The 11723-nt window shown below is 51.2% G+C and carries 14 protein-coding genes; 3 read left to right on the top strand and 11 right to left on the bottom strand.

The genetic code is table 11. The features are described 5' to 3' along the window. The first annotated feature begins 65 nt into the window (after positions 1–65). Complete coding sequence (htpG, locus tag HKT17_RS09580) at positions 66–1964, top strand: molecular chaperone HtpG (RefSeq protein WP_171099632.1); 1899 nt, start codon at positions 66–68, stop codon at positions 1962–1964. A 13-nt stretch (positions 1965–1977) separates the two neighbouring features. Here the strand turns inward: htpG and HKT17_RS09575 are convergent, their stop codons facing one another. The 4 genes from HKT17_RS09575 to HKT17_RS09560 form a co-directional block, all read right to left on the bottom strand. Further along, the gene (locus HKT17_RS09575; RefSeq protein WP_105029411.1) at positions 1978–2439 is read right to left on the bottom strand and encodes a hypothetical protein; all 462 of its coding nucleotides are present in this window, start codon (positions 2437–2439) and stop codon (positions 1978–1980) included. A 134-nt stretch (positions 2440–2573) separates the two neighbouring features. Beyond that, positions 2574–3164, bottom strand: a complete 591-nt coding sequence (locus HKT17_RS09570; RefSeq protein WP_171099630.1) for an outer membrane lipoprotein — start codon at positions 3162–3164, stop codon at positions 2574–2576. A 69-nt stretch (positions 3165–3233) separates the two neighbouring features. Then, positions 3234–4409, bottom strand: coding sequence for a vWA domain-containing protein (locus tag HKT17_RS09565; protein WP_008248678.1), 1176 nt, complete (start codon positions 4407–4409; stop codon positions 3234–3236). A 14-nt stretch (positions 4410–4423) separates the two neighbouring features. Further along, a complete protein-coding gene (locus HKT17_RS09560) occupies positions 4424–5266 on the bottom strand; it encodes an AAA family ATPase (protein ID WP_008248677.1) in 843 nt (280 codons plus the stop codon). A gap of 249 nt (positions 5267–5515) precedes the next feature. On the opposite strand from HKT17_RS09560, the gene HKT17_RS09555 reads away from it, so the two are divergent. Next, a complete protein-coding gene (locus HKT17_RS09555) occupies positions 5516–5836 on the top strand; it encodes a c-type cytochrome (RefSeq protein ID WP_040512392.1) in 321 nt (106 codons plus the stop codon). 22 nt (positions 5837–5858) lie between these two features. Further along, positions 5859–6191: a c-type cytochrome gene (locus HKT17_RS09550; RefSeq protein ID WP_008248674.1), complete on the top strand. Its 333-nt coding sequence runs from the start codon at positions 5859–5861 to the stop codon at positions 6189–6191. A 93-nt stretch (positions 6192–6284) separates the two neighbouring features. Here HKT17_RS09550 and HKT17_RS09545 read toward each other — a convergent pair whose 3' ends face one another. The 7 genes from HKT17_RS09545 to fdxA all read right to left on the bottom strand — a co-directional run bounded on the left by HKT17_RS09545 (position 6285) and on the right by fdxA (position 11608). Then, positions 6285–6719 carry a DUF1841 family protein gene (locus HKT17_RS09545; protein WP_171099628.1) on the bottom strand — a complete coding sequence of 145 codons (435 nt, stop codon included), beginning with the start codon at positions 6717–6719 and terminating at the stop codon, positions 6285–6287. Between the two features lie 7 nt (positions 6720–6726). Beyond that, complete coding sequence (locus tag HKT17_RS09540) at positions 6727–7833, bottom strand: hypothetical protein (protein WP_171099625.1); 1107 nt, start codon at positions 7831–7833, stop codon at positions 6727–6729. Next, entirely contained in the window at positions 7830–8462 is a 633-nt protein-coding gene (gene nth / locus HKT17_RS09535) for an endonuclease III (protein WP_171099623.1), read from the bottom strand. Before nth ends, HKT17_RS09540 begins: the two co-directional genes overlap by 4 nt. After that, entirely contained in the window at positions 8459–9100 is a 642-nt protein-coding gene (locus tag HKT17_RS09530; protein WP_040512345.1) for an RnfABCDGE type electron transport complex subunit B, read from the bottom strand. Before HKT17_RS09530 ends, nth begins: the two co-directional genes overlap by 4 nt. Continuing rightward, positions 9093–10328: a polyhydroxyalkanoate depolymerase gene (locus HKT17_RS09525; RefSeq protein ID WP_008248663.1), complete on the bottom strand. Its 1236-nt coding sequence runs from the start codon at positions 10326–10328 to the stop codon at positions 9093–9095. Before HKT17_RS09525 ends, HKT17_RS09530 begins: the two co-directional genes overlap by 8 nt. Positions 10329–10444: 116 nt before the next feature. Continuing rightward, on the bottom strand, positions 10445–11251 hold the full coding sequence (locus HKT17_RS09520) for a ferredoxin--NADP reductase (protein ID WP_171099620.1): 807 nt from the start codon (positions 11249–11251) through the stop codon (positions 10445–10447). Positions 11252–11284: 33 nt separating this feature from the next. Further along, positions 11285–11608 (bottom strand): ferredoxin FdxA, encoded by a 324-nt coding sequence (fdxA, locus tag HKT17_RS09515; protein ID WP_008248660.1) that lies wholly within the window; start codon positions 11606–11608, stop codon positions 11285–11287. Between the last annotated feature and the right edge of the window lie 115 nt (positions 11609–11723).

Below are 11723 nucleotides of genomic sequence, written 5' to 3'. Positions count from 1 at the left end.
GAAATTCAGGAATCCGTCCCCATTTCCCCAACATCCAAACCAAGAAGATGAAGGGAGCAAACAACATGGGTGCAATGAAGGAAACAATGGGTTTTCAAACAGAGGTAAAGCAACTTCTGCATTTGATGATTCATTCCCTGTATTCCAACAAGGAAATCTTTCTTCGCGAGCTGGTATCCAACGCATCGGACGCTTGCGACAAACTGCGCTTTGAAGCCATCAACAACGCTGGGCTGTTCGAGAGCGACACTGAACTGAAAATTCGTGTGAGCTTTGACAAGGAAGCCCGCACCATCACGATTGAAGACAATGGGATTGGCTTAAGCCGCGAAGACGCCATTGAACACCTGGGCACGATCGCCAAAAGTGGTACCAAAGAATTTTTTGGCAAATTGAGTGGCGATCAGCAAAAAGACGCTGCCTTGATCGGCCAGTTTGGCGTGGGTTTTTATTCGGCGTTCATTGTGGCTGACAAAGTCACGGTGCGCTCGCGCAAGGCCGGTTTGCCGGCCGCAGAGGGCGTTGAATGGGAATCGAAAGGTGATGGCGAATTCAGCGTGGAAGCCATTGAGAAAGCAGACCGTGGCACTCAAATTATTCTGCATTTGAAGGCTGATGAAGACGAATTGCTTTCTGGCTGGAAATTGAAGGGTATTCTGACCAAATATTCCGATCACATTTCCCTGCCCATCCAGATGCTGAAAGAAGAATGGGACGAAGAAGCGGGCGGGATGAAAGCCACGGGCGAGTGGGAAAATGTAAATAAGGCCAATGCTTTGTGGGCCCGTTCGAAAAGCGACATCACTGCTGAGCAGTACAACGAGTTTTACAAAACCATCAGCTTCGATTTTGCTGACCCCTTGGCCTACACGCACAACCGCGTTGAAGGCGGCCGCTCGGAATACACTTCGCTGCTGTACATTCCCGCCAAGGCCCCTTACGACCTCTGGGACCGCAACCAACAGAAAGGTATCAAGTTGTATGTGAAGCGTGTGTTCATCATGGACGACGCAGAGCAGTTGATGCCCCCTTACATGCGTTTTGTGAAAGGCGTGATCGATTCCTCTGATTTGCCTTTGAACGTTTCACGCGAGATTTTGCAGGAAAGCCGTGATGTGAAAGCCATTCGTGAAGGGTCTGTGAAGAAGGTGTTGGGCTTGCTGGAAGACATGGCCGCCAATGAAGTCGAGAAATACGCCAGTTTCTGGAAAGAGTTTGGCCAGGTGCTGAAAGAGGGCATGGGCGACGACCCAGCCAACAAAGAACGCATTGCCAAACTGCTGCGTTTTGCGACCACACAAAGCGAAGGCGAGGCACAAACTGTTTCGCTGGCTGACTATGTGGGCCGTATGAAAGAGGGACAGGAAAAGATTTACTACGTGACGGCTGACACCTATGCTGCGGCCAAGTACAGCCCGCACCTGGAAGTGTTCAAGAAAAAGGGTGTGGAAGTGCTGCTGCTTAGCGACCGCGTGGACGAGTGGATGTTGTCTTACCTGCAGGAGTTTGAAGGCAAGGAGCTGCAAAGCTGTGCCAAAGGTGGCCTTGATTTGGGTGCCCTTGAGGATGAAAAAGACAAGGAAACCAAGAAGAAGGTTGAAGACGAGTTCAAGGATGTATTGAAGAAGGTCGAAGACCTTCTGAAAGACCGCATCAAAGAGGCCCGTGTTACCTTGCGTTTAACCGACAGCCCGGCATGTATCGTGGCTGACGAAATGGGCATGAGCGAGCATTTGAAGCGTATGCTAAAGCAGGCTGGCCAGAATGCACCCGACACCAAGCCGATTCTGGAACTAAACCCTGAGCACCCCTTCATTCAGCGTTTGAAAATCGAGAAAGATCATTTCGATGAATGGGTGAACGTGCTGTTTGATCAAGCGGTGTTGGCTGAGGGCGGCCAGCTGGAAGATCCAGCCGGTTTTGTTCGCCGCTTGAACATGTTGTTACTGACCGTAAAAGCCTAGGGCTGACAAGTAATTAATGGCTAAGTGGCTGGGCCTGATTATTCAGTGCCCAGCCCAGTCTGCTTTGCAAGGCGTTGGCCAGGTAAAGTGATTGCTCAAAAAATCGCTGCACGTACTTCAGGTCTGCCTGGGTTACCAGGGTTTCTTGCCACCGCAGCTGAAATTCTGCCTTGTGGCTGTCTTCCCACATATATGCAGGAAGGCGCACTCGTTCCATTAGTGCATTGAACTGGCTGCACTCCTTGCGAATTCCTTCCAGGTCGCTGTGCTCGTCTTGCTCCATCACCCGATGAATACAGGTTATTTCCATCATGCCTTGGTCAATCTGCTTGATTTCAAGCCAGGCATTCGGTGAACTTGACATCAGCTTTACAGGGTACTTGTTCACTTGTTTGTCCTCATGATAGGGGCTTTTCAGTTGTCCCACCCAGGCGGCTAATGCCTTGATCAAATCGGGGTCATTCAATGCTGTCATGTGGAGATTCCATTCAAAAGGAAATTTGAATTGAGTGCCCCACAATTTCAACTGGTTCCACAACCGGCCATTCAAATGAAAAAGGCCACCCATTGCTGGGTGACCAAACAAATCCTGTAAACAGATGAGCGGGTTTACAGGCTAGAGGTGATCTGACCGTTCACAACTTTCACGCGGTCGCCAGACTGCCAGTTGGGTGGGCTGCTGAAACTGAACACGTCGGAACCGCCAGCGTCATATTGAACCACCACATCATACTGGGTAGTCGAGTTGCGGTCTTTTTCAATTTTATTGCCAAGCACGGCACCACCAACCACGCCGGCTGCGGTGGCCACCTTCTTGCCGCTACCGCCGCCAATCTGGTTGCCCAGCAGGCCGCCTACCACGCCACCAGCCACTGCGCCGATGCCGGAGCCTTCACCTTGAATGGTACGTTGGCGAATTTCAACAACCCGACCGCAGGTGCTGCACGTTGCGGCTGTTTGCACAGGCGCTGGCTTGGAAGCGGCAGGCTTCGAAGCAGCTTTCTTGGCGGCGGCCTCCTCTTTGGCTTTTGCTTCTTCTTCCAGACGTGCTTCTTCTTCCATCTGGGCGATTTCCTGGTCGCTCATATTTGCGTTGCTGTTTGGCAGCAGACCAGTCATGGATGCAATTGCTATGCCGCTGGCCAAAATAATGGCAACAGCAGCAGCAATAATCAGGGGATGGGTACGTTTGGTTTCCATTTTCTTTCTCCACACGAAATGTGTTTGTGTTGCTAATAACGGGGAGGGTCAGAAAAAGGAATACAAGGATTACTTACTAAGGTATCGCATTGCAGTTTCAAGCCCACCGACCGTGAGGGGGTGCATGCGGTGTTCCATGATATTTTGAATGATTTCAACGCTTTGACGATATTGCCAAAGCCCTTCGGGTTCCGGGTTAAGCCAGACGGCTTTTGGAAAGCGATCAAGAAAACGACGCAACCACACTGCGCCAGCTTCTTTGTTATTGTACTCGACTGAGCCCCCTGGCTGGAGTATTTCGTAGGGGCTCATCGTGGCGTCGCCCACAAAAATGAGGCGGTAATCGCTGTTGTAGGTGCGCAGTATGTCTGTGGTCTGAAAACGCTCGCTGTGACGACGGTGGTTTTTTTTCCACAAAAAGTCGTACACACAGTTGTGGAAATAATAAAACTCCAAATGCTTGAATTCACTTTTCGCGGCGCTGAACAATTCTTCAGTACGGCGAATGTGATCATCCATAGATCCGCCCACGTCCAGCAGCATCAATACCTTCACTGAATTGTGGCGTTCCGGACGCATTTTCAAATCCAGCCAGCCGGCATTGCGCGCTGTCGATTCAATGGTGTTGTCCAGGTCTAGTTCTTCTTGCGCGCCCTCACGCGCAAACCGGCGCAGGCGGCGCAGGGCAATCTTGATATTGCGTGTGCCAATTTCCAGCTCGTCGTCGTAATCCTGGTAAAGGCGTTGATCCCAAACCTTCACCGCGCGGCGGTTTCGGCTTTCATCTTGCCCTATACGCACGCCTTCCGGGTTGAAGCCATTGTTACCAAAAGGCGAGGTGCCGCCCGAGCCAATCCATTTGCTTCCGCCTTCGTGCCGCTCTTTTTGCTCTTTCAACAGTTCCTTCAAGCGTTCCATCAACTTGTCCAGTCCGCCCATGGCTTCAATGGCTGCCATTTCCTCAGGCGTGAACTCCCGATTGAATCGCTTTTCCAACCAGTCCTTCGGCAACTGAGCGAACAAATCCATGTTCTTTTCCAGCCCTTTGAAGTAGCTGCCGAACACCTGGTCGAACCGATCAAAAAATCGTTCGTCTTTGACCAGGGTCAGGCGGGACAAATGGTAAAAATTGTCCAGGCTCGGTGTCATGAACTGAGCCTTCATTCCCTCAAGCAGGGTGAGGTATTCCCGCACGGTCACGGGAATTTTGGCATCGCGAAGTTGAAAGAAAAAATCCAGTAACACAGCAAAAGCCTTTATTAACGACCCTGGCGGGCCATGAACACCAAACGGTTGAACAATTCAATATCTTGCTCGTTTTTCAGCAATGCGCCGTGCATGGGTGGAATGGCGTCTTTGCCGTCTTTGGCTTGTAATGCACTGGCAGGAATATCTTCGGCCAGCAGCAGGCGCAGCCAATCGATCAACTCCGATGTGGTCGGTTTTTTCTTTAAACCGGGCAGGGCTCGAATACCAAAAAAGCTGGCCATTGCTGCATCCAGCAATTCTTTTTTCAGATTCTTGAAGTGCACGGCCACAATGCTTTCCATGGTGGCTTTGTCAGGAAATTGAATGTAGTGAAAAAAGCAGCGACGCAGGAAAGCATCTGGCAGTTCTTTCTCGTTGTTGGAGGTGATGATCACGATCGGGCGGTGTTTGGCCTTGATTAGCTGCTTGGTTTCATAGCAGTAAAACTCCATGCGATCAATTTCACGCAGCAAGTCGTTCGGGAACTCAATATCGGCCTTGTCGATTTCATCGATCAGCAGCACAACGGGCTTGTCGCTCTCAAACGCCTGCCACAGCACACCTTTTACAATGTAGTTCGCAATGTCTTTTACTCGCTCTTCACCCAATTGAGAGTCGCGCAATCGGCTGACAGCGTCGTACTCGTAAAGACCCTGTTGGGCTTTTGTGGTGGATTTGATGTGCCACTGCATCAGTTCCAGGCCAAGCGATGCGGCCACTTCTTCAGCCAGCAGTGTCTTGCCGGTGCCCGGTTCACCCTTGATCAGCAAGGGGCGTTGCAGCGTAATCGCTGCGTTGACAGCGAGTTTTAGATCGTCTGTTGCGACGTAGGTTTTGCTACCTTCAAAACGCATTTTTGTAATTCCTTGTAATTCAATATCGCCAGTGTAAGTGCTTTTCGGGGCTTATTTGCTGAATTTTTCATCCAATTTGGCGCTTTCGGCCAGCAGTTCATAGACTAAGCCGCGGATCAACCGTAAAATAGCAAGGTTTTTGCCCAGCGCCACCCTCTACACAAAACGGCGCGGCTGACCACCAATTACATTTGTTGACGAGAGAGCGAGATGAAACGTATCGGTTTGACTGTTCGCGCAATGCGCGCAATGAGCGCAATCAGCGCAACCGGCCTGTTGGCTGCGGTGGCTTTTTCTAACCCCGCAATGGCTGTTGAAGGCAACGCCGAGGCAGCGGCATCGAAGAAGTCCATGTGCATTGGCTGCCATGGTATTCCCGGTTACAAGGCCAGCTTCCCCGAGGTGTACAACGTGCCTTATATCGCGGGCCAGAACGCCAAGTACATTGAGGCAGCGCTAAATGCCTACAAGAAAGGCGATCGCAAGCACCCCACCATGCGCGGTATCGCTGAAACGCTGACCGAACAGGACATCGCTGACCTGGCCGCGTACTACGCACAAGCCAAGTGATTTGCAACAAGGACAACTCAATATGAAAACTAAATTCGCTATCGCCGCAGCCTTGTTTGCCGCGTCATTCTCTGTTCAGGCTGCTGATATTGCAGCAGGTAAGGCCAAGGCTGAAGCTCAGTGTGCTGCCTGCCATGCTGTAGAAGGCAACTGGAACAAAACCATGGATCCTTCTTACCCCAAGCTGGCAGGTCAACATGCTGACTACATCGCCAATACTTTGAAGCAGTATCAGAAAGGTGGCCGCAACAATGCCATTATGGCTGGCATGGCTGCAGGCTTGAGCCAGCAAGACATCAAGGATTTGTCTGCATTTTTTGCTTCGCTTGAAGGTGATTTGTACCTGAAGAAGTAAATTGGATGCCAGTCTTGATGGACTGTGCCTGATAAGAAACCCGCTTGCACCTTTTTGGCTGAAGCGGGTTTTTTTATGACGAACAGGCGCGGATTAAACCCCGCTGTGTTCCAAAATGCATTGAATGTAATTTTCACTGCTGAACGCGACACCATTTTTCTGTTGCTGGTAAATTTGCTCAGCCAGACATTCAAACACCTGGTGAGCCGCTTTGTGGTCATCGCCCATTTTCTCGCACAGTTTGGCGAAAGCTGCCCGAATGCCGGGTGGCTGGTCGATGCTCACCTGTTCAGCCACGGCCAAGTGCATGGACAGGTGCAGAAACGGATTGCTTTGGCCCGCTTCTACTGAGAAATCGGCTGCAAGAATCGATTCTGGTTCAGCATCAAAAACTTCAAAATACTCCGGGTGCTTGGTCATCCATTGCAGTGCAAGGCTTTCCGCTTCACTGAGTGGTTCTTCCTTGTGGTATTTTTTCCAGCTGTTCAAAAAGAACAGCCTTGCCTGGTCGCGTGTTGGGTTGAACATGAAAAAGTTACCTCGTGTATTCCATCTGTGGGCTGTTGAACAGGCACAGACTCAGTCTGTTATTTCTGGGTGGCGTTACCACGGTGTCGCCTTGGTTTAACCAAGCTGCTTGACCAAATACGCCAATCCATTCAGTGTCGGGAAAACTGGACAACACAGTGGCGATGTCATTGTCATCGGCATGGCACATTTGGCTGCGTTCGAAACCCGCGAAAAGGATTCCTACGTCAGGCGCCTTGGCACTGAAATGAGCAGTCACCGCAGGCATCCAATCGTGAATTTCCCTGTCGATGGCCTTGGGGGTACGGTGGGCCAGTCGAACCTTTTGCCCTTTGAGGACCGGCGCAGCCAGCCCTAGGGTACCGTCGGCATGAATTTCCATCACGGGTATCCAGCTTTCGCCTTTGTCGTGCACCACCTGCAAACGCATGCCCACCGGGCGCGGTTGCTCGCCCGGGCATTGAAGTGCTGTGGCCGCTTTTTCATGGCCTACGCGAATCAGAAACAGGCCGTTGCTTTCGGTCACTGTTTGATAGGGTCCTAGAAATGTGAGTCCCTCAGAGTTGAGAATCAAGGGAGTTTGCACCAGCAGCTGGGTTGCACAAATAGCTTCACCGCAAATGCGACCGTGCTCAACGCGTGGCATTTTTGCGTAATTGGCACCGTACGACAACAAGCCCAAGGTGTCTGCCTGCACGACGCTAGAATCAGGCTCGCAGTCGGCCAATGTCCAGTGGTCGGTCAGTACCTGCTCGTGCTCAACCATGCACAGGTTCAAGGCAGTGTGCCGTGCAGGAATATTGCCTTGTGGGGTTTCAAATTCTTTGCCAAACACAGCGACCAATATTGTGGGCTCGTTGCTGTACACCTGGCCCTGGCCCAACAGGCCAGAGGCACAACCTCCCCACACATTCATACAGTTGGTTTTGCTGACACACATCTGTGCCAGGTCCTGCAAAAGCGGCGCGAAATGGGGAGTGCACACCAAAATGACCCGGCTGATGTAGTCGGAGTGGCGGCGAAGTCCAGCTTTTTCGACAGCACTTTCAATCAGCGTACTCGCGTCTTCAAGACTGGCATCACTGAACACCTGAACGCAAATAGCGTGGGTCATGTTGTTTTCTTTTTGAATTCGCACAAGTCCACGATACTACAACGAGTGCATTCGGGTTTGCGTGCTTTGCACACATAGCGACCATGCAAAATCAGCCAATGGTGGGCGTTTAACATAAACTCTTGGGGCACCAGCTTCAACAATCGTTTTTCAACTTCCAGTACGTCTTTTCCAGGGGCTATACCTGTGCGGTTACTAATCCGGAAAATATGCGTATCGACAGCCATGGTGGGCTGTCCAAATGCGGTGTTCAATACCACGTTTGCTGTTTTGCGACCAACGCCCGGAAGGCTTTCAAGTGCTTCCCGGTCAGCCGGAACCTCGCCATTGTGCTGGTCCCGCAAAATTTCGGCAGTTTGCACAAGGTGCTTGGCTTTGGATCGGAAAAGACCAATGGTTTTGATGTAACCCTCGACCCCGGCTACACCAAGCGCCGCGATGGATGCTGGTGTATTTGCGATAGCGAACAGTTTCCGCGTGGCGATATTCACGCCTTTGTCGGTGGCCTGTGCGCTCAGCAACACTGCAGCCAGCAGTTCAAACGGCGTTGAATACTCCAGCTCGGTTTTTGGTTCGGGATTGGCCTGCTGAAACCGTTTGAAAATCTCGGTACGCTTTTCTTTGTTCATGGTGTTTGTGCCTGCCGCCGTGCCCGCGCCCTGGCCAGTGCGGCTTGTACCACCGCTTTTTTGGCTGCTGCATCGGGGCTGGGAGTGTCGTCTAGCTCGTCGAGTTTGTGAATTGCTTTGGCTTCGAGTCTTTCTGCCTGTTCTTCTTTTTGCCGTTCTAAGCGTATTTCGCGAGTTTGCATGCGAGTACGGGCAGCATGCGCCTGGGTTTGATCCCAAGCGCTGAATTCAGGCATGAACACCATATCGATGCAGTCGACGGGACAAGGCGGAATGCACAGCTCGCAGCCCGTGCAAAGCTCGGCCAGCACGGCATGCCTGCGTTTGCTACTTCCCACGATTGCGTCAACAGGGCACGCCTTGATGCACAAAGTGCAGCCGATGCAATGTTGAGGGTGAATGCTGGCGATGTGACGCTCAATGGTAGTGCCGCAGCTGGGGTCAACTGGTTTTTCTGGAAGATTCAACAGGGCAGCCAACGCGACGATTGTACTCTCGCCGCCGGGGGGGCACCGGTTTAAATCGGCCTCACCGCTCGCCAAGGCCTTGGCGTAGGGTAAGCAGCCCTCAAACCCACATTGAGTGCATTGGGTTTGAGGAAGTAGATCGTCTATTTGATGTACAAGTTGCTCATGCATTCTTGGCTATGAATTCGCGGATTTTCGGATAAACCTTCTCGCGCCAACGGCGACCGCTGAAGATACCATAGTGTCCGCATTCCATGGCTTCGTAATGTTCTTTCTTGTCCACAGGCAGGTTTTTGCACAGCTTGAGCGCAGCCTTGGTTTGACCTGGACCAGAAATATCGTCCAACTCGCCTTCAATGGTTAATAGCGCCACTGTTTTTACGTCTTCGGGTTTGACCTGCTGGCCTCGAACTTCCCAAGTGCCAAGTGGCAAGGCGTGATCTTGAAACACGGTTTTGATCGTGTCCAAATAATATTCAGCCGGCATATCAAGCACGGCATTGTATTCGTCGTAAAACTGGCGGTGGCTTTCAGCGCTTTCCCCATCACCTTCAACCAGGTGCATGTAAAAGTCGTAATGGCTTTGGGCATGTTTGTCCGGGTTCATGCTGACAAAACCCAAATGCTGCAAAAAGCCTGGATACACGCGGCGCAGGTAGCCTGGGTAGGTGTGGGGTACGCTGTAAATTACATTGTTTTCAAACCAGGAGTAGGGCTTTTTGGTGGCCAGGTTGTTCACCTCGGTGGGGCTTTCACGGGTGTCAATCGGGCCGCCCATCATGGTCATGCTTTTGGCCTGTTTGGGGTCTTTGTTGGATGCCATCAGCGACACGGCAGCCATCACCGGTACAGTGGGTTGGCACACTGAGATCAGGTGAACATCGGGACCCAGAAGTTGAATGAATTCGATGCAGTAATGCACATAATCGTCCAGGCGGAATTCGCCTTCAGACAGGGGAACCATGCGCGCGTCAACCCAATCGGTGATGTACACATCGTGGTCTTGAAGCAGCGTTTTGACTGTGTCTCGCAGCAGGGTGGAGTGATGACCAGACAAGGGCGCAAATACCAATACCTTGGGTTGTGGCTTCAAGGGTTTGGATTCGGCGGGAATCATTTTGCGGAAATGAATCAGTTTGCAAAATGGCTTGGTTTCAACAATTTCCTGAGCAATAGATACTTCGCGATCGCCGCACTTGACTGTGGTAATTCCGAATTCAGGTTTCTCATATTCCTTGCCCAAGCGGTACATCAATTCGAAACCCGCTGAAATACGACGTGCCATGGGCAAATGCGCCAAAGGGCTGAATGGGTTGCTGTATAGCTTAGAACCTGCTTCTGCCCAGATGGTCATGGGGTTTAACAGCGCTCGCTGAAATTCGTGCATTTGATACAGCATTGAAAGTGCCTCCGGCTTTATTAGGCGATTGTCTTGATTTGACAATTATGTGTCAGGTTCCTGACGATTATCTTGCAAACATTGCTGCAACGCAACATGTTTGAATGATTCTTCGATCACCAATAGTTTTCAACCGCGATTTCACCTGGGGTGTTTCGTCTTGCTGGTGAATAGCCTTTTGATTTCAGTACCTTGCGTATGTCAGTAACCATCTCGGGGTTGCCGCAAATCATGAATCGACTGCGTTCAACATTCATGGGTAAGCCTGTGTGTTTGGCCAGGATGCCTTGTTCCAGTAGTGCGGTAATCCGTTCATCCAGGCAATTCGGTATCTTCTCGCGGGTGACCACAGGTACGTAAACAAATCGTTTTTTGACGTTCTCGATTAATTCGCTAAACACGGGATGTTCAACAAACCCGTTGATCATGTCTTGGTAAACCAGTTCCTCAGCTGTGCGGGCACTGTGCACCAGCACGATGTTTTCAAACTGTTCCCAAGTGTGAGGGTCATGAAGGATCGAGAGAAACGGTGCCAGACCTGTGCCCGAGCCCAACAACCAGAGATCTTTGCCGGTTTCAAAGCGGGCGGTGGTGAGAAAGCCGAAGTTGGTTTTGTCGATGTAGATGGGAGACCCCACCTTCAGCTGGCTTAGGTGACTGGTGAAAGCCCCGTTGGGTACGACAATCGAGAAAAACTCGAGATGTTCGTCAAACGGACCGGAAACCATGGAATAGGCACGCCAGATAATTTCTGGCTCAGCGGGCAGTTGCAGGGTGTTGTCAACACCCAGCCTTGCAAATTGGCCCGCGGTGAAGCGAAAGCCAGTTGGGCGGGTACAAGTGAAGGAAAACAATTTGCCCGGTACCCAGACTCGTAAGCTGGTAATTGTTTCCCGGGTGTATTTGTCTTCAACTTCACTCATGGTGCTACTCGATGGGTACTACCTTGGAGCCGATTACTTCTCAAGGTATTGCAGCTTGTCTTTCACATCTTTCCAGTCATCGGCATCGGGCAGATGCGCCTTCATGCGGGTAATGCTTGGCCAATCTTTGGCCAGTTCCACGTTCATGTCGATGAATTTCACTTGGTCGGCAGGTACATCTTCTTCGGCATAAATCGCGTTGACGGGGCATTCAGGAATGCAAACGGCGCAGTCGATACACTCGTCTGGATCGATTACCAAAAAATTGGGGCCTTCGCGAAAACAGTCGACTGGGCATACGTCCACACAATCGGTGTATTTGCACTTGATGCAAGACTCGGTAACTACGTGTGTCATGGTGAAAATGATTGGCTAGACAAGATAACGAGACATTGTAATCGATTGGACTGCATTGCACCTGAATCTCCGCTCGAATTCACCAACTGGCATGGGGCATACCCTAGGGGCGACA

Source organism: Limnobacter sp. SAORIC-580, from assembly GCF_013004065.1.
Taxonomy (GTDB): domain Bacteria; phylum Pseudomonadota; class Gammaproteobacteria; order Burkholderiales; family Burkholderiaceae_B; genus Limnobacter; species Limnobacter profundi.
The sequence above is the reverse complement of the archived record's forward strand: the minus strand, read 5'-3'. Positions and strand labels throughout refer to the sequence as shown.

Excerpts from the sequence above, each read along its gene's own strand:
- HKT17_RS09540 (WP_171099625.1), bottom strand. The coding sequence starts at position 7,833 with ATGACCCACGCTATTTGCGTTCAGGTGTTCAGTGATGCCAGTCTTGAA.
- HKT17_RS09545 (WP_171099628.1), bottom strand. The coding sequence starts at position 6,719 with ATGTTCAACCCAACACGCGACCAGGCAAGGCTGTTCTTTTTGAACAGC.
- htpG (WP_171099632.1), top strand. The coding sequence starts at position 66 with ATGGGTGCAATGAAGGAAACAATGGGTTTTCAAACAGAGGTAAAGCAA.
- HKT17_RS09520 (WP_171099620.1), bottom strand. The coding sequence starts at position 11,251 with ATGAGTGAAGTTGAAGACAAATACACCCGGGAAACAATTACCAGCTTA.
- HKT17_RS09530 (WP_040512345.1), bottom strand. The coding sequence starts at position 9,100 with ATGCATGAGCAACTTGTACATCAAATAGACGATCTACTTCCTCAAACC.
- HKT17_RS09525 (WP_008248663.1), bottom strand. The coding sequence starts at position 10,328 with ATGCTGTATCAAATGCACGAATTTCAGCGAGCGCTGTTAAACCCCATG.
- HKT17_RS09550 (WP_008248674.1), top strand. The coding sequence starts at position 5,859 with ATGAAAACTAAATTCGCTATCGCCGCAGCCTTGTTTGCCGCGTCATTC.
- HKT17_RS09555 (WP_040512392.1), top strand. The coding sequence starts at position 5,516 with ATGAGCGCAATCAGCGCAACCGGCCTGTTGGCTGCGGTGGCTTTTTCT.
- HKT17_RS09570 (WP_171099630.1), bottom strand. The coding sequence starts at position 3,164 with ATGGAAACCAAACGTACCCATCCCCTGATTATTGCTGCTGCTGTTGCC.
- nth (WP_171099623.1), bottom strand. The coding sequence starts at position 8,462 with ATGAACAAAGAAAAGCGTACCGAGATTTTCAAACGGTTTCAGCAGGCC.
- HKT17_RS09575 (WP_105029411.1), bottom strand. The coding sequence starts at position 2,439 with ATGACAGCATTGAATGACCCCGATTTGATCAAGGCATTAGCCGCCTGG.
- fdxA (WP_008248660.1), bottom strand. The coding sequence starts at position 11,608 with ATGACACACGTAGTTACCGAGTCTTGCATCAAGTGCAAATACACCGAT.
- HKT17_RS09560 (WP_008248677.1), bottom strand. The coding sequence starts at position 5,266 with ATGCGTTTTGAAGGTAGCAAAACCTACGTCGCAACAGACGATCTAAAA.